Origin of the sequence: Streptomyces sp. NPDC058678 (genome assembly GCF_042714835.1) — a bacterium.
Classification (GTDB): Bacteria; Actinomycetota; Actinomycetes; order Streptomycetales; family Streptomycetaceae; genus Streptomyces.
The window spans coordinates 84819-108404 of record NZ_JBHXSG010000034.1 but is presented as its reverse complement, the minus strand read 5'-3'; the positions used below and the strand labels follow the sequence as shown (position 1 = coordinate 108404).

Sequence of the window (23586 nt, the reverse complement as noted above, 5' to 3'; positions counted from 1 at the left end):
GGTAGCCGACTACATCCGCTTGAGTATCGCCTGCTTGGCCATCGAGAACTCCTCGTCCGTCAGCACCCCCGTGCGGTGCAGTTCGCCGAGCTCGCGCAGCCGTCGCAGGAGGGCGTCGTGGCCGTCCTCGGCGGCGTGCGGGGCGAGTGCCCCGGGCTCCGGCGGCCGGACGTCCTTGGGGGCGGCCGCCGCCGGATGCGGGAGCCGGGCCTGGACGGCCGCCGCGACCAGGGCCATCAGCGGGTCCTTCTTGAAGCCCCACAGCTCCACGGCGTTGGGGTCGTACTTGGGCGGGGCCTTGGTCGGGGCGTTCTTCACGCTGAAGCGGAGGTAGCCGTTCTCCAGGCCGATCGCCGGATGCCACTCCACGGCGGTGAGGTCGGTGACCGCGAGGGTGCGGGGGCCGGCGGCGGCCTTGGCATCCTCCGTCTTCCAGTTCCACTCCAGGCGGACCCGTTCGCCGTCGAAGCTCGCGGTGCCGTCCCCGGCGGACACGGACAGCGGCAGGGCCGGGCCCGGCAGCAGATAGGCCTCGACCGGGTCGGCCGGCACCTGGTCCAGGAGCAGGGCACCCCGGACCTCGTCCACGAGGTACTCGGCGACGCCGTACCGGTCCGACTCGACGACCAGCTGGTACGGGTCGTGCGGCTCGGTGAGCCGGCCCCCGGTCGCGTGCAGCAGCGGGTCGGAGCCGTCGCGCAGCCGCAGCCTCAACCGGCCCGTCTTCTTGCCCTGTTCGAAGGAGATACCGGCCAACGCGCCCAGCGGTACGACGAGTTCGCCCAGCGTCCTGCGGAGCAGGCTGACGTTCTTGTCCCGCCCCGGGGTCAGCCGCAGGGCGTCGCCGTCGAAGACCCAAGTACCGTCCTTCTGGAGGATTTCCGCCATGAGGGGATTGTTTCACTGGTGATGAGGGAGAGTTGGTCCATACCTGTCCGGGCTCAAGGAAGGGACCGTAGGTGAGTCAGCACCACATGACGACCCGCCTTCTCGGCTCGCTGCTGCTCGTCGCGGCGGCGGGTGTCTCCGCAGACGGCGCGACCCCGACTCCCACCGCACAGAAGGCCCATCCGCTCGACCGGATCGTCCCGGCCCCCGCGTCCGTCACCCCCGGCGGATCGCCGTACCGCCTCACCCGGGACACGCACATCCGCGTCGACGACTCCCGTGAGGCCCGCCGCGTCGGCGCCTACCTCGCGGACCTCCTGCGCCCCTCGACCGGCTACCGCCTGCCGGTCACCACGCACGGCAAGGGCGGCATCCGGCTGCGCCTGGCCAAGGGCCCCTTCGGGGCCGAGGGCTACCGCCTCGACAGCGGCGGCAAGGGCGTCACCATCACGGCGGCCGAGCCCGCAGGGCTCTTCCACGGCGTGCAGACCCTGCGCCAGCTCCTCCCGGCGGCCGTCGAGAAGGACTCGGTCCAGCCCGGACCGTGGCTGGTCGCGGGCGGCACGATCACGGACACCCCCCGCTACGGCTGGCGCGGCGCGATGCTCGACGTCTCCCGGCACTTCTTCACCGTCGACCAGATCAAGCGCCACATCGACCAACTGGCCCTCTACAAGATCAACAAACTGCACCTGCACCTCAGCGACGACCAGGGCTGGCGCATGGCCGTCGACTCCTGGCCGCGTCTGGCCACGCACGGCGGCTCCACGCAGACCGGCGGCGGCCCCGGCGGCCACTACACCAAGGCCGACTACCAGGAGATCGTCGGCTACGCGGCCTCCCGGTACCTGGAGGTCGTCCCCGAGATAGACATGCCGGGCCACACCAACGCCGCCCTCGCCTCCTACGCCGAGCTCAACTGCGACGGCGTCGCACCCCCGCTCTACACCGGCACCGAGGTCGGCTTCAGCTCCCTGTGCGTGGACAAGGACCTCACGTACGACTTCGTGGACGACGTCATCCGGGAACTCGCCGCCCTCACCCCGGGCCGCCACCTCCACATCGGCGGCGACGAGGCGAACTCCACCAGCCACGAGGACTACGTGAAGTTCATGGACCGGGTGCAGCCGATCGTCGCCGAGTACGGCAAGACGGTGGTCGGCTGGCACCAGCTGACCGGAGCGACCCCGGCGAAGGGGGCGCTCGCCCAGTACTGGGGCCTGGACTCCACCAGCGCCGAGGAGAAGGCGCAGGTCGCCAAGGCGGCGCAGAGCGGGACCGGGCTGATCCTCTCGCCCGCCGACCGGATCTACCTCGACATGAAGTACGACGAGGACACCCCGCTGGGGCTGTCCTGGGCGGGCTACGTCGACGTGCAGCGGTCCTACGACTGGGACCCGGGGACGTACCTGCCGGGAGCGCCGCCCGAGGCGGTGCGGGGCGTCGAGGCGCCGATCTGGACCGAGACGATCGTGACCGGCGAGGACGTCGAGTACATGGCCTTCCCGCGGCTCGCGGGTGCCGCCGAACTCGGCTGGTCGCCGGCCGCCACGCACGACTGGGACGGCTACCGGGTGCGGCTGGCGGCGCAGGGGCCGCGGTGGGACGCGCTGGGGATCGGCTACTACCGCTCGCCGCAGGTCCCTTGGCCCGAGGCGTAGGCGTCGGGACATGATGACGGGCACCCCGAAGGACCGTACTCCGGGGTGCCCGTCCGTCTGTGGGGACTGGTGGTCACAGTCCCGCGATGGGGTTCTCCAGGTCGCCGATCAGCTGGAGGGCGCCGGCCGGGTCCGCGAGGTCCACCATCTGCTTGTTGTTGCGCAGCTGGAGCCGGTTGAGGCAGGACAGCGCGAACTCGGGGGCGAACATGTCGTACCGCTTGAACTTGTCGGCGAGTTCGGGCACCGAGTGCTGGTAGTCGCGGGTCACCTCCGCGACCGTGCGCCAGAAGTCGTCCTCCTCCAGGATCCCCTCGGTGGCGAGGTTCGCGGCGAGGAAGCGGAAGAAGCAGTCGAAGACGTCCGTGAAGATCGACAGGAGCTTCTTGTCCTCGGGGACCTCGACGCGCAGCCGCTCCACCGTCGGCGGCAGCACCGCCTCCGGGTCCATGACGGCGATCTCCTCGGCGATGTCCTTGTAGATCGCGCGCTGGACCACGCCGTCCTTCAGGACCAGGATCACGTTCTCGCCGTGCGGCATGAACACCAGGTCATAGGCGTAGAAGCTGTGCAGGAGAGGGGTGAAGTAGGCCCGCAGGTAGCGGCGCAGCCACTCCGTCGGCGTCAGTCCGGACTGTTCGATCAGCGCGCCCGCGAAGGACGCGCCCTCGTGGTCCACGTGGACCAGGGAGGCCATCGTCGCGAGGGACTCGCCGTCCTGGAGGGAGGACACCGGGCTCTCGCGCCACAGCGCGGCGAGCATTTTGCGGTACGGCGAGTAGCGGTCCGTCGCCTGCTCGTACTCCAGGTGCCGGTAGCCCACGGCCGCCCGCTCACGGATGATCGTGAGGCCCGTCGACTTCAGCACCGGGTCGCCCTCGATGAGCTGGGCGAGCCAGTCGTTGATCGCTGGGGTCGCCTCCATGTACGCGGCCGAGAGCCCGCGCATGAAGCCCATGTTGAGGACGGACAGGGCCGTCTTGACGTAGTGCTTCTCGGGATGTGAGCTGTTGAAGAAGGTCCGGATGGACTGCTGGGCCAGGTACTCGTCGTCGCCCTCGCCCAGGCACACGAGGTGACCACGGGCGACTTCGGCGGCGAAGGTGACGGTGAGCTTGTTCCACCACTGCCAGGGGTGGACGGGGATGAGGAGGTAGTCCTCCGGGTCCCGTCCCTGGTCCTTGAGCACCCGGGAGAACCGCTCGACCGTGGCCTCGCCCAGCTCCTCCCGCACGAAGGACTCGTACTCGATCCCGACGCCCGCCGTGAACGCCGCCCGCGAGCGGTGCGCGGCCAGCCACACGAGGCGGACCGGGCTCGCGGTCTCGGGTGCGTACGACAGGTACTCGTGGATGCCGAAGCCGAGCCGTCCGTTGTTGGCGACGAAGCAGGGGTGGCCCTCGGTCATGCCCGTCTCGATCGCCTGGAAGCCGCTTTTCACCAGCTCGGCGACCGGGGTCTGCGGCTTGGTGAGTTTGTAGCAGGTGCCGGAGAGGGTGGAGGAGATCTCCTCCAGGTAGACCGGCAGGATCTCGTCGCTCAGGCCGAGGGTCCGCTTCAGCTCGATGAAGAAGTCCAGGGCCGCCAGGGGAAGTCCGTTGCCGTCCCGGGTGCGGGTGATCGAGTCGGCGGCCACCTGCCAGTGGTCGAGGGCGTGGCGGGTGGCGGAGAAGCGGTAGTGGGTCAGGCCGTCGTCACTCGGTACGACGTACTCGTCCCCGTCCTTCTCCGGCGATATCAGCCGCTCGTGTGCGAACTCGGCCAGCGCCTTGCGGATCAGCCGGCGGTTGGCCGTCTCCCAGCGCTCGGGGGAGAGGTGGGCCACGGCGTCGGCGAGGGTCATGCCGGCACCCCCGTCGCCGCGAGGAACTGCTCCCGGGTGCAGAAGCTCAGCAACGCCTTCTTCTCCGGTTTCTGTATCTCACGGTCGGGCACGAACCCGACGGCTTCGTTCAGGGCGTGGACGGCCTTGTTGGACACGTCGGGTTCGACGACCACACGGGCGGTGGCGGGGTCCTCGAAGAGGTGCGCCATCACGGCCGTGATGACGGCGCGGGTGAAGCCGTGCACGGGCCGGTCGGTGGGGGCGACCAGGAAGTGCATGCCGACGTCGCCGGGCTCCGGCTCGTACAGACCGACCAGCTCGTGGTGGGCGGGGTCGTACTTCTCCATCAGGAACGCGGGCACGCCGTCGTGCAGGCCGAGCAGGGCGTGCCAGTGCTCGTCGGCGGCGATCTCCATGTACGCGCGCTCGACGTCCTCCAGCTTGGCGTCCTGCATCAGCCAGAAGGCCGCCTTGGGATGGGTGACCCAGGAGTGCACCAGCTCGGCGTCCTTGAGGGGGTCGAGCGGGCGGAGGGTCAGCGTGCCCATGTCGGTGGGGGTGCCGGTGGTGGGGGTCATACGGCGAACTCCTGGAACGCGATGGTCTTCTCGACCGGGTAGTACTCGCTGCCGAGCAGCTCTCGGATGATGTAGCTGTTGCGGTACGCGCCCATGCCCAGGTCGGGGCTGGTGATGCTGTGCGTGTGGACGCCGGCGTTCTGCAGGAAGACGCCCCGGCCGGTGACGTCGATCGCGTAGTTGCGGGCGACGTCGTAGTTGCCCTGGGAGTCGTAGCGCAGCCGGTCGCGGACGGGCTTGAGGAACTCCGGCTCGGCGTACCTGTAGCCGGTGGCCAGGACCAGGCCCTGGGTGTCGATCTCGTAGTCCTTCTCCTGCTCCTCCTGACGCAGTCCCAGCGTGTACGTGCCGTTCTCGTACCGCGCGCTGTCGAGGGAGGAGTTGGTGAGCAGCCGGGTGGGGACCGGGCCGCCGAGGTTCTTCTGGTACAGCAGGTCGAAGATCTCGTTGATCAGGTCGCCGTCGATGCCCTTGAACAGGCTCTTCTGCTCGGCCGTGAGGCGGTAGCGGGTCCTCTCCGGCAGCGCGTGGTAGTAGTCGACGTACTCCGGGGAGGTCATCTCCAGCGTGAGCTTCGTGTACTCCAGCGGGAAGAAGCGCGGCGAGCGGGTGACCCAGTTCAGCCGGTAGCCGTGGACGTCGATCTCGCTGAGCAGGTCGTAGTAGATCTCGGCGGCGGACTGACCGGAGCCGACGAGGGTGATCGACTCCTTCTTCTGCAACTCCTGCTTGTGCTGCATGTAGCGGGAGTTGTGCACGAAGTCGCCGCCCAGGCCCTGGCAGGCCTCGGGGATGTGGGGCGGGGTGCCGGTGCCGAGGACGAGGCGGCGGGCACGGAAGGTCTCGCCGGCCGTGGTCTTCACGACGTACAGCTCGGCTCCTTCGTCGTACGTCACGTCCGCGACCGTCGTGCCGAAGCGGACGCAGCTCAGTTTGTTCGCGGCCCAGCGGCAGTAGTCGTCGTACTCGACCCGCAGTGGGTAGAAGTTCTCGCGGATGTAGAACGAGTACAGCCGGCCCTTCTCCTTCAGGTAGTTGAGGAAGGAGTACGGCGAGGTCGGGTCGGCGAGGGTGACCAGGTCCGACATGAACGGGGTCTGCAGATGGGCGCCGTCCAGGAACATGCCGGCGTGCCACTCGAAGTCGGGCTTCGAGTCCAGGAAGATGCCGTCGAGTTCGTCGATGGGCTCGGTGAGGCAGGCGAGGCCCAGGTTGAACGGGCCGAGCCCGATCCCCACGAAGTCGTAACTGCGGGCGGATTCAGGATGCGCGGTCAAGGGACTCTCCCAGGTACTGCTCGGCATGGCCGGCGATCAGGTCGAGTACGGCGGCCATGTCGTCGGTCGTCGTCTCGGGATTGAGCAGGGTGAACTTGAGGTAGTGGCGGCCGGCCACCTTGGTGCCCGCGACCACCGCGTCGCCGGAGGCGAACAGGGCCTTGCGGGCGTACAGGTTGGCGCGGTCGATCTCGGCCGGGTCGGTGACGGCGGCCGGGATGTAGCGGAAGACGAGGGTGGAGAGGGAGGGCGCGACCACGACGTCGAAGCGCGGGTCGGCGGCCAGCAGTTCCCAGCCCTCGACGGCCAGGTCGCAGACCTCGTCGAAGAGCTGCCCGATGCCGTCGGCGCCCATCACGCGCAGGGTCATCCACAGCTTGAGCGCGTCGAAGCGGCGGGTGGTCTGCAGGGACTTGTCGACCTGGTTGGGGATACGTTCCTGCACCATGCGGCGCGGGTTGAGGTACTCCGCGTGGTAGGTGGCGTGGCGCAGGGTGGTCGCGTCCCGGACCAGCACGGCGGACGAACTCACCGGCTGGAAGAAGGACTTGTGGTAGTCGACGGTGACCGAGTCGGCGCGCTCGATGCCGTCGATGCGGCCGCGGTACTTGACCGAGGCGAGGAGTCCGCAGCCGTAGGCGGCGTCGACGTGCATCCACACGCCGTACTGGTCGCACAGCTCGGCGATCTCGGGCAGCGGGTCGATGGAGCCGAAGTCGGTGGTGCCCGCGGTGGCGACGACGGCCATGGGGACGAGGCCGTCCTGCTTGCAGCGCTCCAGCTCGTGGGCGAGCGCGACGGTCTGCATGCGCTTGTCGGTGTCGGCGGGGATCGACACGACCGCGTCCTGGCTCAGGCCGAGCAGTTTCGCGGACTTCTGCACGCTGAAGTGGCTGACCTCGGAGGTGAAGATGCGCAGTTGGGAGAAGCTGTCCGCAGGTTCCCGCCCCACCCGCCCCGGCTTCGCCTCCTCGCGGGCCAGCAGCAGCGCCTGCAGGTTGGACTGGGTGCCGCCGGAGGTGAACACGCCGTCGGCGTTCTCGCCGAGGCCGATGCGGGCGGTGGTCCAGTCGATGAGCTTGCGCTCGATGAGGGTGCCGCCGGCCGACTGGTCCCAGGTGTCCAGGGAGGAGTTGACGGCGGAGAGGACCGCCTCGCCGACCACGGCCGGGATGACGACCGGGCAGTTGAGGTGGGCGAGGTAGCGGGGGTGGTGGAAGTAGACCGCGTCCCGGAGGTAGACGTCCTCCAGTTCGTCGAGCACCGCGGTGGTGTCGTGCAGGGGCTTGTCGAGGTCGATCTCTTCGATGCGCGGGGAGAGGGCGTCGACGGTGACGCCGGTGAACGGACGGGAGGTGGTGGCGAGTTTGGCCGCCACCCGCTCTATTCCTTCGGTCACGGAGCGGCGGTAGTGCTCCGCGGTCGTGTCGTTGAGCAGGTGCGAGCGCATGTGCAAGTCCTCCGGTGGGGACAGTCCGTGGGGCTGGGGAGCGGGGCGGAGCCTCGGCTTCAACTTAGGCTAGCCTAACCTAAGTAATCTGAAGGAAACCGCGCCTCTGCCGTGACTGCTGTCACTCTCAACACAGCCCTGTGGCAAACAAGTTGGTCGTATCGGGTCATTCCTGCTCGCGCAGCTGCTCCTCGGTCAGGCCCTGTCGCCAGTAGCCGACGAAGGTGACTCTGCGGCGGTCGAACTCGCGCTCGCGCACGAAGTGCCGGCGCAGCTCCTTCACGCACCCGGACTCGCCCGCGATCCAGACGTACGGGTGCGCGGCGGGCGGGAACCTGGTGTCGCGGAGGGCGCTGAGAGCCAGGGGCGGGCTCTGGGCGGCCTTCTCCTCCTGCACCAGCCAGGTGATCTCGGCGTCCGCCGCCGTCACCACGTCCTGGATGTCACCGGCGTGCGGGACCTCCAGCCAGACCCGGGCGCGGAGGCCGGCCGGCAGCGACTCGACGATGGAGCAGGCGGCGGGCACGGCGGTCTCGTCGCCCCAGATCACCACCAGGTCGGTGTCCTCGGGCGGGCGGAAGCGGATCGCCCGGTTGTCCGCGATCGCCGGGCCCAGCAGGACGACCTTGTCGCCGGCTGTGGCGCCCGCGGCCCACCGGGAGGCGGGGCCGGCCTCGATGGCCGCGTCCGGCTCGACGCCGTGCAGCACGAAGTCGATGTCGATCTCGGCCGTGTGACCGTCGGTGTCCCGCCGCAGCGCGCGGAGCGTGTACGAGCGCATCACCGCCCGCACGTCGTCAGGGAGTTCGCGCCAGCCCTGCCACCAGCCCTCACCCAGCTCGATCGGTACGCGGGGCTCGCTCTGGCCGGGGTGCGGGATGAACAGCGACAGGGACTGGTCCTGTCCGTCGGAGTGGAAGTCGCGGAGGTCGGGGCCGTCGAAGGTGACCCGGACCAGAGACGGGCCGAGCCGCCTCGTCCGTACGACCTGGAGGGAGAAGAAACGGAACGGGGCGGCCGCGGCGGTGGTCATGCGGTGACTCCTGAATCGACGTCAGGTACAGGTACCTGGGGGCGCGGGGCTGGGCCGATATGCGGCTTCGCCGCGGGGCGCGACCGGCCGCAACCGGCCCGCAGTCACCCGGGGAGCTCAGCCACCCCTGATCAGCTGACCTTCTTCGCCTTCTCCAGCGCCTCGGCGAGGCTGGTGAGCAGCGGCGTGCACTTGGCGTAGGACAGGATCGGCTCGGGGGAGCGCGCGATGACCTGGCCGGCCTTGACGGCGGGCAGCTTCTTCCAGGTGGCCTCGGTGATGTCGGCCGGCTGGATGGTGGAGGAGCGGTCGTCCATCATGATGATGTCGGCCTTGTGCTTGTCGACGTTCTCCCAGCTCAGCGACTCGAACCAGCCGCCGCCGACCTTCTTGGCGCTCTCCGAGGGCTCGACGAAGTTCACGCCGAGGGCCTTGAAGTACTCCAGGTCGATGGAGAGGTTGGTGCCGGAGACGTAGAACAGCTCCGCGCTGGCGGAACCGGCCATCACCTTGATGTCGGGCTTGGCCTTGGCGGCCGCGCGGAGGCGGGTGGCGGCCGCCTCGAAGGCCTTCTTGGCGTCCGTCACCTTGGTGGACGTCAGGTCGCCGCCGAGGGACTCGGCCAGCTGCCACATGCGCTCCAGCGGCTGGGTGAGCTGGCGGTCGTAGACGGAGATGCCGACGCTCGGGGCGAGTTGGGCGATCTTGTCCTTCGACGCCTCGGGCACGTACCAGAGGGTGCCGGCGTCGTCGAACATCGTGGAGATCAGGACGTCGGGCGCGAGGGCCGCGTACTTCTCGACGTTGAACTGGTCCCAGGCGTTGCCGAGGACGGTGAGCTTGCTGATGTCCATGTCGCCGGCCTGGACGTCGGCCTTGCCGTCCGCCGTCTTGGTGGGGCCGAACACGCCCTTGACCGAGATGCCGTAGTCGTGGAGGGCGGCGGCGACGCCGGTGAAGGCGACTATGTTGGCGGGGGCCTTGTCCAGCTTCACGGTCGTGCCGCGGTCGTCCTTGAAGGTCCAGGGGCCGGAGGCCTTCGCGGATGCCGTCGAGTCCGAGCCGCTGCTCTCCGAGTCGCTGTCGCCGCACGCGGCGAGGAAGGCGCCGAGGCCGAGCGCGCCACCGGTGGCGAGCAGCCCGCGGCGGGAGAAGTTGGCGGTTGTGGCGTTCGGCATGGGGTGGGTCTGCTTTCGTGCGTACGGGGGCCACTGGGGGGTCCGCGCCTGCGGGTGGCTGGAATCAGGCTTAGGTTAGCCTAACCTTGCACGCTGTCCAGAGGACACCCGGTACCTGTTCCCCGGCTGTGGATGGCGATACCCGAGACTTCTGTGAGGCGAGCCACAAACGGGCCGGGCCCCGCGGAACGGCTCCTGCGGAATCATGCCGGTGAACTCCCGTACGGGGCCCGCCTCTTCGCCCCTGCGGCGGGGATGACGTGGCGCGGCTGGCAGGGACGTCCACTGCCGTCGTCAGCTATGTCATCGCCTCGGCTTCCCTGGGTGCTCCCCGGCGCCGCGAACCTCGTCCTGGGCGTGGTCGCCGTCGTTCCCCCGTGGTTTCTCAGGCAGTTCGCGAGCAACTACCCCCTCGCGGCCCTGGGGCCCCACCAGCCGCGAACCCGCGGACGACGACGGCATGTTGCCGTGGGCGATGCCGTTACAGCCCGTCAGAGCCAGTTCACTCGGGGACGTGACCGGAATCCGCTTCAAGCTCGGTTTCAGGTGCGCGGCGAAGGAACCCCGAGGTGTCCAGCTCGAAGCCGAAGGGAGCGGGAACCCGCACAGGCCTCCCGAACGGGACGTTGGTCCGCGATCGGTATCCCTTCGGAGACGGGTCCCAGAAGACCGAGACCTCCTGCACCTGCATGTCGAGCACGAGGTACACCGGCACGATCCGCCCGTACGTGTCCAGCTTGTCGAGCCAGTCCGCGTCCTTGGTGGAGTCGGAGGTCAGCTCGGCGACGAGGGAGAGGGCGGCGCCGTCGGCGTGGCGGCCCTCGGCGTCGAACGCGGATCATCCTGAGGCAACCGGGCCGAGTGGACCTCGCCGGCCCGTTTCCGCGCGGACGCGAGCCGGCGCCCGGCACTCAACCCGTCAGGCCCAACTCCCGCGCGATCAGCATGCGCTGGACCTCGCTCGTGCCCTCGCCGATCTCCAGGATCTTGGAGTCGCGCCACATGCGGGCGACCGGGTACTCGTTCATGAAGCCGTAGCCGCCGTGGATCTGGGTGGCGTCGCGGGCGTTGTCCACCGCGATCGTCGAGGAGTAGAGCTTCGCCAGGGCGGCCTCCTTCTTGAAGGGGTCGCCGGACACCAGGCGGGACGCCGCGTCGCGCCAGGCGAGGCGGGCGGTGTGGGCCTTCATCTCCATGTCGGCGATCTTGAACTGGATGGCCTGGTTGGCGCCGATGGGCCGGCCGAAGGCGTGGCGTCCCTTCGCGTATGTCACCGACTCGTCCACGCAGCCCTGGGCGAGGCCCGTGGCCAGCGCCGCGATGGCGATCCGGCCCTCGTCGAGGATGCGCAGGAACTGGGCGTAGCCCCGGCCCTCCTCGCCCAGCAGGTTCGCCGCCGGGACCCGGACGTCCGAGAACGACAGCTCGCGGGTGTCCGAGGCGTTCCAGCCGACCTTCGAGTAGGGTGCCGCGACCGAGAAGCCCGGGGTGCCCGAAGGGACGATGATCGCGGAGATGCGCGGACTGCCGTCCGGCTTGCGGCCCGTGACCGCCGTGACCGTCACCAGGCCCGTGATGTCCGTGCCCGAGTTGGTGATGAAGCACTTGGTGCCGTTGATCACCCACTCGTTCGTCGCCTCGTCCAGGCGGGCCGTCGTGCGCGTCGCGCCCGCGTCCGAGCCGCCGTCCGGTTCGGTGAGGCCGAACGCGCCGAGCATCTCGCCCGTGCACAGACGCGGGAGCCATTCCCGCTTCTGCGCCTCCGTGCCGTACAGGTGGATCGGCATCGCGCCCAGCGAGACGCCCGCCTCCAGCGTGATCGCCACCGAGGAGTCGACGCGCGCGAGTTCCTCCAGCGCGATGCCGAGGGCGAGGTAGTCGCCGCCCATGCCGCGGTACTCCTCCGGGAACGGCAGCCCGAACAGGCCCATGCGGCCCATCTCGCGGACGATCTCGTACGGGAACTCGTGCCGCTCGTAGAAGTCGCCGATCTTGGGGGCGACGACGTCGTGGGCGAACTCCTCGACCGTGCGGCGGAGTTCCTCCAGCTCTGGGGAGAGACGGTGGTCCATGACAGGTCACTGCTCCTTGGGGTCCTTGTGAGACAAGGCTCGGACGGTACGAGAAGGGCTGGGTCGGCCCAGTTGCCCGGCCATCCACGCGCTCGTGGTGACGAGGTGGCCGAGGTCGACCCCGGTGTCGATGCCGAGACCCTGAAGCATCCACACGAGGTCTTCGGTGGCGAGGTTGCCGGTCGCGGACTTCGCGTACGGGCAGCCGCCGAGGCCGCCCGCCGAGGCGTCGACCGTGGTGACGCCGTACTGGAGCGCCGCCAGGGTGTTGGCGAGGGCCTGGCCGTACGTGTCGTGGAAGTGCACGCCCAACGCGTCGGTGGGAACCCGCTGTTCGGTGAGCTCGGTGAGCAGCGCGAGGACGTGGCCCGGCGTCGCCACCCCGATCGTGTCGCCCAGGCTCAGCTCGTCGCAGCCCATGTCGAGGAGGGCTCGGCAGACGTGCACGACCTGGGGGACCGGTACCGCGCCCTCCCACGGGTCGCCGAAGCACATCGACAGGTAGCCGCGGACGTGCACGTCCGCCGCCTTCGCCCGCGCCACCACCGGCTCGAACATGGCCAGCGCCTCGTCGACCGTGCGGTTGAGGTTGGCCTTGGCGAAGGACTCGGTGGCGCTGGCGAAGACGGCGACGCGGCGGGCGCCCAGCGCCAGGGCCCGGTCCAGGCCGCGTTCGTTCGGCACGAGGACCGGAAGCGCCACCTCCAGATCGCTCACGAGTGGGAACAGCTGCTCGGCGTCGGCCAGTTGAGGCACCCACTTCGGGTGTACGAAGCTGGTGGCCTCGATGGTCGTCAGGCCCGCGTCGGCCAACCGGCGCACAAACTCCGCCTTGACCTCCGTCGGGACGGTGCTCTTCTCGTTCTGCAGGCCGTCGCGCGCGCCGACCTCGTGGATGCGGACGCGGGCGGGCAGGCCCGGGGCCGGTACGACCATGGGCAGGCCCGGTTCCGAAGTGCTCATGCGGTCTCCTCCTCCACCGGCGTGATGACCGCCAGTACCTGGTCCATGGCGACCGTCGACCCCGGCGCCACGTCCAGTTCGGCGACCGTGCCGGCGTGCGGGGCGGAGATGACGTGCTCCATCTTCATCGCCTCGACGACCAGCAGGCTCTGCCCGGCGGTGACCTCGTCGCCCACGGCGACCTTCACGACGGTGACCGTGCCGGGCATGGGCGCGGTCAGCGAGTCGGCGCCCGCGTGCCCGGCCCGGGTGAGCGAGGCGGCGACCGGGTCGTGGTCGCGCACCTGCCAGGCATCGCCGTCACGGCCCAGCCAGGTGCCGCCCGGCAGCGCGGCGAAGGTGTGGGCGACGCCGTCGAGGTGGACGGTGAAGCGGGCCGGGCCGCCCTCGCCCGGGGGCGGGCCCCCGCGTACCGGGAGGGGTACCTCCGTGCCCTCGAGGAGTACTTCCGTCCCGCCGTCCGGCGTGCTGCGCACGCGGACCGTGCACGGGTCGTGCCCGGCCACCCGCAGGTGGTGCGCCGTCCACGCCCGTTCCCCGCCCAGACGCCAGCCGTTCGTGGCGGAGAACGGGTCTCTCCAGCCGGTCCCTTCCCCGCCGAGGGCGGCCTGGCGCAGCAGCGCCGCCGCCGCGTAGACCTCCCGCGGTACGTCGGCCGGGACGAGCCCTTCGGCCTCCCGCTCCACCAGCCCCGTGTCCAAGTCGCCCGCCATCACCGCCGGATGCGCGAGCAGCCGCCGCAGGAACCCGGCGTTGGTCGGCACGCCCAGCGTGACCGTCTCCGCGAGGGCCGCCCGGAGCTTCCTGAGCGCGGTCGCCCGGTCCGGCCCGTAGGCGATCACCTTGGACAGCATCGGGTCGTACAGGCTGCCGACCTCGGTGCCCTCGCTGAGCCCGGAGTCGGTGCGGACCCCGTCGCCCTGCGGCTCGTGGAGCCTGAGCACCGTGCCCCCGGAGGGCAGGAACCCGCGCAGGGGGTCTTCGGCGCAGATACGGGCCTCGACGGCGTGCCCGGTGAGCTCGACGTCCTCCTGCCCGAAGGGCAGCGGCTCGCCCGCCGCGACCCGCAACTGCCACTCGACCAGGTCGAGGCCGGTGACCAGCTCGGTGACCGGGTGTTCCACCTGGAGGCGGGTGTTCATCTCCATGAAGTAGTACGACGACGGGTCGTTCCCGGGGACGATGAACTCGACCGTGCCCGCGCCCGCGTACCCGCACGAGCGCGCTGCCTGTACCGCCGCCTCGCCCATCGCCGCGCGGGTCTTGTCGTCGAGGAGCACGCTGGGCGCCTCCTCGATGATCTTCTGGTGGCGGCGCTGGAGGGAGCACTCGCGCTCGCCCAGGTGGACCACGTGTCCGTGGCCGTCCGCCAGGACCTGGATCTCGATGTGCCGGGGCCGGTCGACCCACCGCTCGACGAGGAGCGTGTCGTCACCGAAGGAGGTGCGGGCCTCACGGCGGGCGGCGGCGATCTCGTCGGCGAGCACCGCGGGGTCGCGCACCAGCCGCATGCCCTTGCCGCCCCCGCCCGCGCTCGGTTTCAGCAGCACCGGCATGCCGATCTCGTGGGCGGCGTCGGCCAGTTGCGCGTCCGTGAGCCCGCTGCCGCTCGATCCGGGGACGACCGGCACGCCGGCCGCCTTCACCGTCTCCTTGGCGCGGATCTTGTCGCCCATGAGCGCGATCGCCTCGGCGGGTGGCCCGATGAAGACGAGCCCGGCGTCGGTGCACGCGCGCGCGAAGCCGGCGTTCTCGGCGAGGAAGCCGTAGCCGGGGTGGACGGCCTGGGCGCCGGTGCGGGCGGCCGCCGCCAGCAGCCGCTCGGCGGACAGATAGCTCTCGGCGGCCGGCGCCGGACCGATCCGTACGGCCGTGTCGGCCTCGCGGACGTGCCGCGCGTCCGCGTCCGCGTCGGAGAAGACGGCCACCGAGCGCACGCCGAGCGACCGCAGCGTACGGATGACGCGGACGGCGATCTCACCACGGTTGGCCACAAGCACTGTGTCGAACATCGTGTGGAAGTCCCTCACATCCGGAAGACGCCGAACTGGGGGTCACCCAGCGGGGCGTTCGCACAAGCGGTCAGAGCCAGCCCCAGCACCTGCCGGGTGTCGAGCGGGTCGATGACGCCGTCGTCCCACAGCCGGGCGGTGGCGTAGTAGGCGTTGCCCTGGCGCTCGTACTGCGCGCGGATCGGTGCCTTGAACGCCTCTTCCTCCTCCGTGGGCCACACCTCCCCGCGGGCCTCCGACTGGTCCCGCTTGACGGTCGCGAGGACGGACGCGGCCTGTTCGCCGCCCATGACCGAGATCTTGGCGTTGGGCCACATCCACAGGAAGCGGGGGGAGTAGGCCCGGCCGCACATGGAGTAGTTCCCCGCTCCGTACGACCCGCCGACCACGACGGTCAGCTTCGGCACGCGCGTGCACGCCACCGCCGTCACCATCTTGGCGCCGTGCTTGGCGATGCCGCCGGCCTCGTAGTCCTTGCCGACCATGAAGCCGGAGATGTTCTGCAGGAAGACGAGCGGGATCCCGCGCTGGTCGCACAGCTCGATGAAGTGGGCGCCCTTCTGGGCGGACTCGGAGAACAGGATGCCGTTGTTAGCGACGATCCCCACCGGGTGGCCCTGGATGCGGGCGAAGCCGGTGACGAGGGTCTGCCCGAACTCGGACTTGAACTCGGCGAACCGGGAGCCGTCGACCACGCGCGCGATGATCTCGCGTACGTCGTAGGGGGTGCGGGAGTCGGCCGGCACGGCTCCGTACAGCCCGTGCGGGTCGACCTTGGGCTCGGTCGCTTCGGTCACCTCCCAGGGCAGGGGGCCGCGCCCAGGGAGCGTGGCGGCGATGGTCCGCACGATCCGCAGGGCGTGCGCGTCGTCCTCCGCGAGGTGGTCGGTGACGCCGGACACCCGCGCGTGCACCTCTCCGCCGCCGAGCTCCTCGGCGGTGACGACCTCGCCGGTGGCGGCCTTCACGAGGGGGGGACCGCCGAGGAAGATCGTCCCCTGGTTCCGCACGATCACGGCCTCGTCGCTCATCGCGGGGACGTACGCCCCGCCGGCCGTGCACGAGCCGAGCACCGCGGCGATCTGCGGGATCCCCGCCCCCGACATCCGGGCCTGGTTGTAGAAGATCCGCCCGAAGTGCTCCCGGTCGGGAAACACCTCGTCCTGCATCGGCAGGAAGGCGCCGCCGGAGTCCACGAGGTAGAGGCAGGGGAGGCGGTTCTCCAGCGCCACCTCCTGCGCGCGCAGGTGCTTCTTCACCGTCATCGGGTAGTACGTCCCACCCTTGACGGTGGCGTCATTGGCGACGATCACGCACTCGCGCCCGCTGACCCGGCCGATCCCGGCGATGACACCGGCGGCCGGGGCCTGTCCGTCGTACATCCCGTCGGCCGCGAGGGGCGCCAGCTCCAGGAAGGGGGAGCCCGGGTCGAGGAGCGTGTCGACCCGGTCCCGGGGCAGCAGCTTCCCGCGCGCGGTGTGCCGCGCCCGCGCCTTCTCACCGCCGCCCAGCCGGGCCGCGGCGAGCTTTCCGCGCAGCTCCTCGACGAGTGCGAGGTGGGCGTTCTCGTTGGCCTGCCAGGCCTCCGACGCGGGATCTGCCGCGCTCGTCAGCTCTGCTGCCTCGTGCATCCTGCGGTCCCCTCACCCAGCGATCGACTGTTAATGAGCGTTAACCATTTCCATCAGGTTAACGACCGCTAACCTCCCTGTCTAGAATTGGTTCCATGGCCACCAGAACCGACGCCCCCACCCGCCGCGAGCAGATCCTCAAAGAGGCCGCGCGGCTGTTCGCCGACCGCGGTTTCCACGGCGTCGGTGTCGACGAGATAGGAGCCGCGGTCGGCATCAGCGGCCCCGGTCTCTACCGTCACTTCGCCGGCAAGGACGCGATGCTGGCCGAGCTGCTGGTCGGGATCAGCGGGCAGCTCCTGACCGGAGCGAAGCGACGTGTCCAGGAGGCGGACGGCGTGGGTGCCGAGGCCCTCCTCGACTCCCTCATCGAGGGCCACATCGACTTCGCCCTCGACGACCGCCCACTGATCACGTTGCACGACCGCGAGCTGGACCGCCTGCGGGACAGCGACCGCAAGCTGGTGCGCCAGCTGCAGCGGCAGTACGTCGAGCTGTGGGTGGAGGTGGTGCGGGAGGTCTACCCGGCGCTCGGCGAGCCGACGGCGCGCTCCGCCGTGCACTCGGTGTTCGGGCTGCTGAACTCGACGCCGCACCTCGGGCGGCCGGGGGCGCTGCCGGGGCGGGGGGTCACGGCGGGGTTGCTGCACCGGATGGCGCGGGGGGCGTTCGGGGCGGCGGGGGCGGAGTGGCAGGCGGGGCCCGCGCCTCAGCCTTCGGCGTAGGAAGACAGGGGTGCGCCGGGCGGCGGGGCGTGGAAGTGCGACGGGCTTCCCCGAGGACCGAGCTCGGCCCTCGGGGAATCCCGGAGTGTCAACGGGCGGGTGCTCAGGCCCCCGGCGGGTCGCGGATCGGCCATGGCGTGACGAGCGTTACGTACGGGCTGGTCTGGACGCGGCTTCCTACTCGCCGGTACCGTGGATGAGCAAGCGCTTAGACATGCCCGAGAGTACGTGGAGGTGGCGGCGGTGCGCCGTACGGTGTTCAGCGAGGATCACGAGGCGTTCCGGGAGACCCTGCGCGCCTTCATCGAGGCCGAGGTCGTCCCCGTCTACGACGAGTGGTTCGCGGCCGGCCAGGCGCCGCGCGACTTCTACTACAAGCTCGCCGAGCTCGGCGTCTTCGGCATCCGCGTGGACGAGGAGTACGGCGGCGCCGGCATCGACTCGTACAAGTTCGAAGCCGTGATGTACGAGGAGACGGCCCGCGCGGGCGTCCAGTTCGGCGGCTCCGGCGTGCACGTGCTGCTCGGCCTGCCGTACATCAAGATGCTCGCCACCGACGAGCAGAAGAAGCGTTTCCTGCCGAAGTTCGTCTCCGGCGAGGAGATGTGGGCCCTCGCGATGACCGAGCCGGGCACCGGCTCCGACCTCGCGGGCATGAAGACCACCGCCAAGCTGAGCGAGGACGGCACGCACTACGTCCTCAACGGCTCCAAGACCTTCATCACCGGCGGCGTCCACGCCGACCGCGTGATCGTCTGCGCCCGCACCTCCGCGCCCACCGCCGAGGACCGCCGCTTCGGCATCTCCCTGTTCGCCGTGGACACCAAGTCCGAGGGCTACTCCATCGGCCGCAAGCTCGACAAGCTCGGCCTGAAGACCTCCGACACCGCCGAGCTCGCGTTCGTCGACGTGAAGGTGCCCGTCGAGGACCTCCTCGGCGAGGAGAACAAGGGCTTCTACTACCTCGGCCACAACCTGGCCTCCGAGCGCTGGGGCATCGCCTTCGGCGCCTACGCGCAGGCCAAGGCCGCGGTCCGGTTCGCCAAGGAGTACGTGCAGGACCGCACCGTCTTCGGCAAGACCGTCGCCTCCTTCCAGAACACCAAGTTCGAGCTGGCCGCGTGCCAGGCCGAGGTGGACGCGGCCGAGGCCGTCGCCGACCGCGCGCTCGAGGCCCTCGACGCGGGCGAGCTGACCCCCGCCGAGGCCGCCAGCGCCAAGCTGTTCTGCACCGAGGTCGCGCACCGCGTGATCGACCGCTGCCTCCAGCTGCACGGCGGCTACGGCTTCATGAACGAGTACCCGATCGCCCGCCTGTACGCGGACAACCGCGTCAACCGCATCTACGGCGGCACCAGCGAGATCATGAAGTCGATCATCGCGAAGGACATGGGTCTGTAAGGTCCCGGAAAACACTGACCAGTAGAAATGACTGCATGAGTCAGGCATTGCAGAGTCTCCTCGATCTGCTCGACATCGAGCAGATCGAGGAGAACATCTTCCGCGGCCGGTCCCGGTCCGCCGTCGTCCCCCGCGTCTTCGGCGGGCAGGTCGCGGCCCAGGCACTCGTCGCCGCGGGGCGGACGGTCCCCGAGGACCGCCTCGCCCACTCGCTCCACGCGTACTTCCTGCGCCCCGGCGACCCCGGCGCGCCGATCGTCTACACGGTCGACCGCATGAACGACGGCCGCTCCTTCACCGCGCGCCGCGTCGTCGCCGTCCAGCACGGACAGCCGATCTTCGCGCTGTCCGCCTCCTTCCAGCGGCACGAGGAGGGCTTCGAGCACCAGGCCCCCATGCCGCCCTCCGCCGACCCGGTCACGCTGCCCACCTCCGGGGAGCGGCTGCGCGGCTACGGCCACCTCGCCCCCGAGGTCGTGGAGAAGTTCCTGGAGGCCCGCGAGGCGATCGACCTGCGCTACGTCGACGAACCGCCGTACGGCACCTTCGGCGAGCCGCGTGAGCCGCACTCCCAGGTGTGGTTCCGCACCAACGGCAAACTCGCGGACGACCCCCTCCTGCACGTCGTCCTCGCCACGTACGTCTCCGACATGACGCTGCTCGACTCGGTCCTGCTCGCACACGGCCGCGGCGGCTGGGCGGTCGGTGACGTCGTCGGGGCCTCCCTGGACCACGCGATGTGGTTCCACCGCCCGTTCCGCGCCGACGAATGGCTCCTCTACGACCAGGAGTCACCGTCGGCCCACGGCGGCCGCGGCCTCGGTCAGGCCCGCATCTACACGCAGGACGGGCAGCTCGCCATCTCGGTCATCCAGGAGGGCGTGGTCCGCGCCCCCAGGGTGACGGCTCCCCAGGCCAGTTCCTAGGCCCTGTCGTCAGCAGGGCCTAGGCCAGCCCCGCCTCCGACAGCAGGTACGCCGTCATCGGGTCGTAGTACCGCGGGCTGACCACATGATCGTCGAGCGGGACCGACACCTGGACCGTGCCCTCCGCCTCGGCGAGGAACAGCGCCGGGTCGTTGCAGTCGGCGTACCCGACGGAGTCCACGCCGTGCTGTCCGGCGTAGCCCGCCCAGCCGTGGTCGGCGACGACCAGGTCGGGCAGCGGGCGGCCGGACCGCTCAAGAGCGGTGAGGATGGCCTTCATCGGCTCGCCGGAGTGCGTGTGCCACAGGGTGGCGCCGTGCTCCAGGACCGCCACGTCCGCGAACTGCATGACGTACCCCTCGTCCGTCTGCAGCCCGTCCGGGATGACCACGATCTCGCAGCCCGCCGTGCGCAGCGCGGCGGCCGTGGCCCGGTGCACGTCCAGCAGGCCGCCCGGGTGTCCGGTCGCGAACAGGACCCGCTGCTGCCCGTCCGCCGCCTTGCGCAGCCGGCCCGCCATGCGCTCCAGGCCGGCCACCGTGAGATCGGGGTCGATGGTGTCCTGACCGTAGCGGTACTCCGGGTCGTCGTTGACACCCACCCGCTCCGCCATCACCGCGAGCACGTCCTGCTCGTCCGTCCAGCGGTCGCCGAGCTCCAGGCCGAGCCAGAAGTTGCGGACGCCGTTGGCGAGCTGGCGGTAGTGGGAGAGGTTGTTCTCACGCGGGGTGGCGACGTCGCCCGCGATACGGGTCTTCACAAGGTGCTCGACGAGCTCGTCGCGGCTGGGTGTCCCGGATATCGGCATGCCCCCATTGTGAGGCAGAGCGCTGGGCGAACACCCGTCGTCCCGCCCGCTGCGACGTGGGTCACGTGGAGGATCCACAGCGAGGTCAGAGCCGTCGCAGCGCGAACCACAGCTCCATCCGCACGTCCGGATCGTCCAGGTCCGCCGCCAGCAGCGCCGCACACCGGGCGATGCGCTGCCGCACGGTGTTGCGGTGCACGGCCAGCGCCACCGCCGTACGGTCCCAGCTGCCGTGCAGCGACAGCCAGCTGCGCAGCGTCTCGGCGAGCACGGGCGTGAGCGGCGCCAGCAGCGCCCGGGCGTGCGCCTCGGCCTCCTCCTCGGGGACCAGGTCGGCGAGGGCCGGGCGGGCGCCGTGCCGGACCAGCGGTGCGCGGGTGGCCCGGGCCCGGGCGAGGGCCCGGCCCGCATGGGCGTCGGCGGACGCCCACTCGCCGGGACCGACGGCGGCGCTGACGCCCAGCGTCCAGCCCGGCTGCGGCGCCGGTTCGCGATCGGCCGGCACCAACACCCGTACGACGTCCCGCGCCAGGTCGACCAGTGGGGAGCCGAGCGACGCGCCCAGCGCGGAGGCCGCCACGGCGTCGGGAGCGTGACCCTCCGGCGCCGCGTGCACGACGACCCACCTCTCGCCGCCGAGCAGTGGTGCGACCTTCTCCGGCGCGGCACCCAGCAGCAGCCGTACGAGCGCCGAGGACCTCGCCGCCCCGGTACCGCTCTGATGCTCGCCGGTGAGCAGCGCGAGCAGCACGGCGGCGACGGAGGCGATGGTGTGATCGCCGGGTTCGCGGCCCGGCGCCGCGACCCCGAGCACGAACCCCTGACCGGCACCGAGGGCGTAGGCGGCGAGGCGGGTGCCGGCGACGGTGTCGGTGGCGGTGGTGGCGGAGCCGCGCCCGGCGAGGTTCCGGGTCAGCTCGGCCAGCGCCTCCCGCACATCCGTCCTCAGTGCGGCATCCCCCTGCCCCGCTCTCTCCGCCGCCGCGATCTCCGTCCCCTCCGGCCCGTACAGCACCGCCCGGCCGCCGATGCGTTGGGCGAGTTGTCGTAGGACGGAGGGGACCGGGTCGGGGCGGGAGGCCGCGGCGGCCAGGCTCTGCTGGGCCTCGGTGACGCGGCGGAGTTCGGCCAGGCGGGCCTGGGCCATCAGCTGCCAGACCGCGCGGGCCACGCCCGAGAAGGTGGTCTGCGGCGGGACCTCCAGCAGCGGCAGTTCGTACGCCTCGCAGGCCGCGACCAGCGCCCGCGGCACCGTGTCGTGCACCGGCGCCAGCCCGAAGCCGAGGGCCGCGCCGCCCGCCGCGACGATCCGCGAGACATAGTCGTCGAAGTACGTCCCGGAGCCCGCCGCCTCCGGGATGTGCACCCCGGCGGTCAGCAGCAGCTCGCCGCCGAGCAGGTACGGGTACGGGTCCGCCATCTCCGAGGTGTGCGCCCAGTGGATGACGATGTCCGCGTCGAGGGGGCCCGCGATCTGCCGCAGGGCGAGGTCCTCGCGGGCGAGGAGGGCCGCCAGGGGGACCGGTGGGGTGGGAGGGACGGCGGGCTCCGGCACGGTGGACGTTCCCTCCACTCGAAGCGGCTCGAATGGATGAAACGTACACTTCCGAGGCTCTTTTCAGCCACCTAGGGTCAACCCACGAACCGGCGGTACGACCGCGAAGAAGGGTGGGGCCCATGGCCGTCGACTACGCAGTGATCGTCGTCTATCTGGCCGGCATGCTGGCCATGGGCTGGTGGGGCATGCGCCGCGCCAGGTCGAAGAGCGAGTTCCTGGTGGCGGGCCGGCGCCTGGGCCCCACGATGTACTCCGGCACCATGGCGGCGATCGTCCTCGGCGGCGCGTCCACCATCGGCGGCGTGGGCCTCGGCTACCAGTACGGCCTGTCCGGAGCCTGGATGGTCTTCACGATCGGCCTCGGGCTCCTGGCGCTCTCCGTCTTCTTCTCCGCCCGCATCGCCCGCCTCAAGGTCTACACGGTCTCCGAGATGCTGGACCTTCGGTACGGCGGCCGGGCGGGGGTCATCTCCGGCGTCGTCATGTGGGCGTACACCCTCATGCTCGCCGTCACGTCGACCATCGCGTACGCCACGATCTTCGACGTCCTCTTCGACATGAACCGCACGGTCGCGATCGTCCTCGGCGGCTCGATCGTCGTCGCGTACTCGACACTCGGCGGCATGTGGTCGATCACGCTGACGGACATGGTGCAGTTCGTGGTGAAGACCATCGGCGTCCTGCTGCTGCTCCTGCCCATCGCCGTCGTGAAGGCGGGCGGCTTCGGCGAGATGAGGGCGCAGCTCCCCACCGGGTACTTCGACCCGCTGGGCATCGGCGGCGAGACGATCTTCACCTACGTGCTGATCTACACGTTCGGCATGCTCATCGGTCAGGACATCTGGCAGCGGGTGTTCACCGCGCGCAGCGACACGACGGCGAAGTGGGGCGGCACCGTCGCGGGTACCTACTGTCTCGTGTACGCCCTCGCCGGCGCCGTCATCGGTACGGCCGCCAAGGTCCTCTACCCGAACCTGGCCAACGCGGACGACGCCTTCGCGACGATCGTGAAGGACGAACTCCCGGTCGGAGTACGGGGGTTGGTGCTGGCCGCGGCACTCGCGGCGGTCATGTCGACGTCCTCCGGCGCGCTCATCGCCTGCGCTACCGTCGCCAACAACGACATCTGGTCGCGGCTGCGAGGAGCCGCGCGGGGGCCGCGGGACGAGCACGACGAGGTCAGGGGCAACCGCGCCTTCATCCTCGTCATGGGTGTGGCCGTGATCGGTACCGCCATCGCGCTGAACAACGTCGTCGAAGCGCTGACCGTCGCCTACAACCTCCTGGTCGGCGGCCTCCTCGTCCCGATCCTCGGCGGCCTGCTGTGGAAGCGGGGCACGGTCCAGGGCGCCCTCGCCGCCGTCGTCGTCGGTGGCCTGGCGGTCATCGGCCTGATGGCGGCCTACGGCATCCTCGCCAACGAGCCCGTCTACTACGGCCTGTTGTCGTCCCTCGCCGCGTACCTCGTCATCTCCCTGGCGACGAAGCCCACCGACGCGGCCGTCCTCGCCGCCTGGCGCGAGCGCCTCGCCGGTCACGGCACCCCCGAACTCACCCCAGAACCGGTTCCGGCTCCCCAGTAGAGTCGTCAGAAGAAGCA

Annotated in this window: 18 protein-coding genes and 1 pseudogene; 5 read left to right on the top strand and 14 right to left on the bottom strand. The window is 70.5% G+C overall.

Annotated features, from left to right (window positions below; translation table 11 throughout):
- Positions 1-9: 9 nt before the first annotated feature.
- The gene (locus ACFWWR_RS28160; RefSeq protein ID WP_383869211.1) at positions 10-888 is read right to left on the bottom strand and encodes a DUF4429 domain-containing protein; all 879 of its coding nucleotides are present in this window, start codon (positions 886-888) and stop codon (positions 10-12) included.
- A gap of 71 nt (positions 889-959) precedes the next feature.
- On the opposite strand from ACFWWR_RS28160, the gene ACFWWR_RS28155 reads away from it, so the two are divergent.
- The gene (locus ACFWWR_RS28155; RefSeq protein ID WP_383869214.1) at positions 960-2549 is read left to right on the top strand and encodes a beta-N-acetylhexosaminidase; all 1590 of its coding nucleotides are present in this window, start codon (positions 960-962) and stop codon (positions 2547-2549) included.
- A gap of 73 nt (positions 2550-2622) precedes the next feature.
- On the opposite strand, the gene ACFWWR_RS28150 is transcribed toward ACFWWR_RS28155, so the two are convergent.
- The 11 genes and pseudogenes from ACFWWR_RS28150 to ACFWWR_RS28100 all read right to left on the bottom strand — a co-directional run bounded on the left by ACFWWR_RS28150 (position 2623) and on the right by ACFWWR_RS28100 (position 16568).
- A complete protein-coding gene (locus ACFWWR_RS28150) occupies positions 2623-4392 on the bottom strand; it encodes an IucA/IucC family protein (protein WP_383869217.1) in 1770 nt (589 codons plus the stop codon).
- Entirely contained in the window at positions 4389-4952 is a 564-nt protein-coding gene (locus ACFWWR_RS28145) for a GNAT family N-acetyltransferase (RefSeq protein ID WP_383869220.1), read from the bottom strand. Before ACFWWR_RS28145 ends, ACFWWR_RS28150 begins: the two co-directional genes overlap by 4 nt.
- The gene (locus tag ACFWWR_RS28140) at positions 4949-6256 is read right to left on the bottom strand and encodes a lysine N(6)-hydroxylase/L-ornithine N(5)-oxygenase family protein (RefSeq protein WP_384305996.1); all 1308 of its coding nucleotides are present in this window, start codon (positions 6254-6256) and stop codon (positions 4949-4951) included. The genes ACFWWR_RS28145 and ACFWWR_RS28140 overlap by 4 nt, the downstream gene beginning before the upstream one ends.
- A complete protein-coding gene (desA, locus tag ACFWWR_RS28135) occupies positions 6213-7679 on the bottom strand; it encodes a lysine decarboxylase DesA (RefSeq protein ID WP_384305994.1) in 1467 nt (488 codons plus the stop codon). Before desA ends, ACFWWR_RS28140 begins: the two co-directional genes overlap by 44 nt.
- 166 nt (positions 7680-7845) lie before the next feature.
- Positions 7846-8712, bottom strand: coding sequence for a siderophore-interacting protein (locus ACFWWR_RS28130; RefSeq protein ID WP_384305992.1), 867 nt, complete (start codon positions 8710-8712; stop codon positions 7846-7848).
- Between the two features lie 131 nt (positions 8713-8843).
- Positions 8844-9890 (bottom strand): ABC transporter substrate-binding protein, encoded by a 1047-nt coding sequence (locus ACFWWR_RS28125; protein ID WP_384305990.1) that lies wholly within the window; start codon positions 9888-9890, stop codon positions 8844-8846.
- Positions 9891-10392: 502 nt separating this feature from the next.
- Positions 10393-10698, bottom strand: a pseudogene (locus tag ACFWWR_RS28120) (hypothetical protein); the annotation flags it as partial.
- 103 nt (positions 10699-10801) lie between these two features.
- Positions 10802-11962 carry an acyl-CoA dehydrogenase family protein gene (locus ACFWWR_RS28115; RefSeq protein ID WP_384305988.1) on the bottom strand — a complete coding sequence of 387 codons (1161 nt, stop codon included), beginning with the start codon at positions 11960-11962 and terminating at the stop codon, positions 10802-10804.
- A 6-nt stretch (positions 11963-11968) separates the two neighbouring features.
- Positions 11969-12925, bottom strand: a complete 957-nt coding sequence (locus ACFWWR_RS28110) for a hydroxymethylglutaryl-CoA lyase (protein ID WP_383869235.1) — start codon at positions 12923-12925, stop codon at positions 11969-11971.
- Positions 12922-14937, bottom strand: a complete 2016-nt coding sequence (locus ACFWWR_RS28105) for an acetyl/propionyl/methylcrotonyl-CoA carboxylase subunit alpha (RefSeq protein ID WP_384305986.1) — start codon at positions 14935-14937, stop codon at positions 12922-12924. The genes ACFWWR_RS28110 and ACFWWR_RS28105 overlap by 4 nt, the downstream gene beginning before the upstream one ends.
- Positions 14938-14951: 14 nt before the next feature.
- The gene (locus tag ACFWWR_RS28100) at positions 14952-16568 is read right to left on the bottom strand and encodes a carboxyl transferase domain-containing protein (RefSeq protein ID WP_384305984.1); all 1617 of its coding nucleotides are present in this window, start codon (positions 16566-16568) and stop codon (positions 14952-14954) included.
- Between the two features lie 95 nt (positions 16569-16663).
- Between ACFWWR_RS28100 and ACFWWR_RS28095 the strand changes: the two genes are divergently transcribed.
- The 3 genes from ACFWWR_RS28095 (at position 16664) to ACFWWR_RS28085 (ending at position 19620) form a co-directional block, all read left to right on the top strand.
- A complete protein-coding gene (locus ACFWWR_RS28095; RefSeq protein ID WP_383869244.1) occupies positions 16664-17293 on the top strand; it encodes a TetR/AcrR family transcriptional regulator in 630 nt (209 codons plus the stop codon).
- 243 nt (positions 17294-17536) lie between these two features.
- Positions 17537-18694, top strand: a complete 1158-nt coding sequence (locus ACFWWR_RS28090; RefSeq protein WP_383869247.1) for an acyl-CoA dehydrogenase family protein — start codon at positions 17537-17539, stop codon at positions 18692-18694.
- Positions 18695-18729: 35 nt separating this feature from the next.
- Positions 18730-19620 carry an acyl-CoA thioesterase gene (locus ACFWWR_RS28085; protein WP_383869250.1) on the top strand — a complete coding sequence of 297 codons (891 nt, stop codon included), beginning with the start codon at positions 18730-18732 and terminating at the stop codon, positions 19618-19620.
- 19 nt (positions 19621-19639) lie between these two features.
- Here the strand turns inward: ACFWWR_RS28085 and ACFWWR_RS28080 are convergent, their stop codons facing one another.
- The gene (locus ACFWWR_RS28080; RefSeq protein WP_383869252.1) at positions 19640-20428 is read right to left on the bottom strand and encodes a phosphatase; all 789 of its coding nucleotides are present in this window, start codon (positions 20426-20428) and stop codon (positions 19640-19642) included.
- Between the two features lie 85 nt (positions 20429-20513).
- Positions 20514-21983: a PucR family transcriptional regulator ligand-binding domain-containing protein gene (locus tag ACFWWR_RS28075; RefSeq protein ID WP_383869255.1), complete on the bottom strand. Its 1470-nt coding sequence runs from the start codon at positions 21981-21983 to the stop codon at positions 20514-20516.
- A gap of 122 nt (positions 21984-22105) precedes the next feature.
- On the opposite strand from ACFWWR_RS28075, the gene ACFWWR_RS28070 reads away from it, so the two are divergent.
- Positions 22106-23569 (top strand): sodium:solute symporter, encoded by a 1464-nt coding sequence (locus tag ACFWWR_RS28070; protein ID WP_383869258.1) that lies wholly within the window; start codon positions 22106-22108, stop codon positions 23567-23569.
- Positions 23570-23586: the final 17 nt, after the last annotated feature.

Excerpts from the sequence above, each read along its gene's own strand:
- ACFWWR_RS28160 (WP_383869211.1), bottom strand. The coding sequence starts at position 888 with ATGGCGGAAATCCTCCAGAAGGACGGTACTTGGGTCTTCGACGGCGAC.
- ACFWWR_RS28150 (WP_383869217.1), bottom strand. The coding sequence starts at position 4,392 with ATGACCCTCGCCGACGCCGTGGCCCACCTCTCCCCCGAGCGCTGGGAG.
- ACFWWR_RS28145 (WP_383869220.1), bottom strand. The coding sequence starts at position 4,952 with ATGACCCCCACCACCGGCACCCCCACCGACATGGGCACGCTGACCCTC.
- ACFWWR_RS28140 (WP_384305996.1), bottom strand. The coding sequence starts at position 6,256 with ATGCCGAGCAGTACCTGGGAGAGTCCCTTGACCGCGCATCCTGAATCC.
- desA (WP_384305994.1), bottom strand. The coding sequence starts at position 7,679 with ATGCGCTCGCACCTGCTCAACGACACGACCGCGGAGCACTACCGCCGC.
- ACFWWR_RS28130 (WP_384305992.1), bottom strand. The coding sequence starts at position 8,712 with ATGACCACCGCCGCGGCCGCCCCGTTCCGTTTCTTCTCCCTCCAGGTC.
- ACFWWR_RS28125 (WP_384305990.1), bottom strand. The coding sequence starts at position 9,890 with ATGCCGAACGCCACAACCGCCAACTTCTCCCGCCGCGGGCTGCTCGCC.
- ACFWWR_RS28115 (WP_384305988.1), bottom strand. The coding sequence starts at position 11,962 with ATGGACCACCGTCTCTCCCCAGAGCTGGAGGAACTCCGCCGCACGGTC.
- ACFWWR_RS28110 (WP_383869235.1), bottom strand. The coding sequence starts at position 12,925 with ATGAGCACTTCGGAACCGGGCCTGCCCATGGTCGTACCGGCCCCGGGC.
- ACFWWR_RS28105 (WP_384305986.1), bottom strand. The coding sequence starts at position 14,937 with ATGTTCGACACAGTGCTTGTGGCCAACCGTGGTGAGATCGCCGTCCGC.
- ACFWWR_RS28100 (WP_384305984.1), bottom strand. The coding sequence starts at position 16,568 with ATGCACGAGGCAGCAGAGCTGACGAGCGCGGCAGATCCCGCGTCGGAG.
- ACFWWR_RS28095 (WP_383869244.1), top strand. The coding sequence starts at position 16,664 with ATGGCCACCAGAACCGACGCCCCCACCCGCCGCGAGCAGATCCTCAAA.
- ACFWWR_RS28085 (WP_383869250.1), top strand. The coding sequence starts at position 18,730 with ATGAGTCAGGCATTGCAGAGTCTCCTCGATCTGCTCGACATCGAGCAG.
- ACFWWR_RS28080 (WP_383869252.1), bottom strand. The coding sequence starts at position 20,428 with ATGCCGATATCCGGGACACCCAGCCGCGACGAGCTCGTCGAGCACCTT.
- ACFWWR_RS28070 (WP_383869258.1), top strand. The coding sequence starts at position 22,106 with ATGGCCGTCGACTACGCAGTGATCGTCGTCTATCTGGCCGGCATGCTG.